Origin of the sequence: Frankia sp. AgKG'84/4, from assembly GCF_023242965.2 — a bacterium.
In the GTDB taxonomy this organism is placed as follows: domain Bacteria; phylum Actinomycetota; class Actinomycetes; order Frankiales; family Frankiaceae; genus Frankia.
Genome location: NZ_JALKFU020000814.1, coordinates 1 through 1,040, shown reverse-complemented (window position 1 = coordinate 1,040; position 1,040 = coordinate 1). Strand labels below are relative to the sequence as shown.

1 protein-coding gene is annotated in these 1,040 nt (G+C 72.7%); it reads right to left on the bottom strand.

From position 1 onward, the window contains the following. Positions 1-73: 73 nt before the first annotated feature. Complete coding sequence (locus MXD58_RS25415; RefSeq protein ID WP_250610192.1) at positions 74-1,021, bottom strand: ABC transporter permease; 948 nt, start codon at positions 1,019-1,021, stop codon at positions 74-76. Positions 1,022-1,040: the final 19 nt, after the last annotated feature.

Here is a 1,040-nt window from a genome sequence, read left to right as displayed (position 1 = left end):
GCCGCGGTCCGCACCCGGGTGCCCAGCGTGGCGCCGGCCGCGCCCGGGGCGCCGACCGTGGCGTCCACCGTTGTCACGATCCGAACCTCCGCGCCGCCTCGTCCGTCCGGAGCCGAGGATCGATGAACAGGTAGAGCAGATCCACCGCGGTGGAGATCGCGACGAACACCAGTGCCGAGAGCAGCACCACGCTCATCACCACGGGCATGTCGCGGCTGCTGACGGCCTGCAGGGTCAGCGCGCCGATACCGGGGCGGGCGAAGACCTTCTCGACGAGCACCGCGCCGCCGAGCAGCGTCCCGGCCAGCCAGCCGGACAGGGTGACCAGCGGAATGGCCGCGTGGCGTAGGGCGTGCCGCACGCGCACCGCGGTGCGGCTGAGTCCCCGGGCCCGCGCCGTGACGACGAAGGGCTGTTCCAGCGCGGCCTCCAGGCCCTCTCGCAGCACCTGGCCGAGGATTCCCGCCACCGGCAGACCGAGGGTGATCGCGGGCAGCACCAGGGCGGCGAAACCGCTGGCCCCGGCCACCGGGAAGACCTGGATCCTGAACGACAGCACGGTGAGCAGCAGGATGCCCAGCCAGAACGGCGGGGTGGAGACCGAGAGGAGTTCCCAGAAGCTCGCCACCGCCCGCAACGCCGGGTGCCGCCCGGCGGTCGCGACCGCGGACAGCACGGAGAGCACGACCGCCACCACGATCGCCGCGAGCGCAAGCTGCACCGTCGGCATGATCTGGTCGCTGATCAGCGCCGACACCGGCTGTTGCAGCTGGTAGGAGTAGCCGAGATCGCCGTGCAGCAGGCGACCGAGATAGTGCAGGTACTGCAGCACCACCGGCTCGTCGAGCCCGAGATCATCGCGGATCTGGGCCCGCACCTCGGGCGAGGCCATCGTCGACGGTCCGAGGATGATCGCCACCGGGTCGCCGGGCAGCAGCTGCAACGCGCCGAACGCGGTGGTCGCCGCGCCCAGCATGACCGCGAGCGCCGCAGCCAGTCGGCGGGCCAGCGCGCCTGCCAGCCTTCGGCCGGAGCCGGCC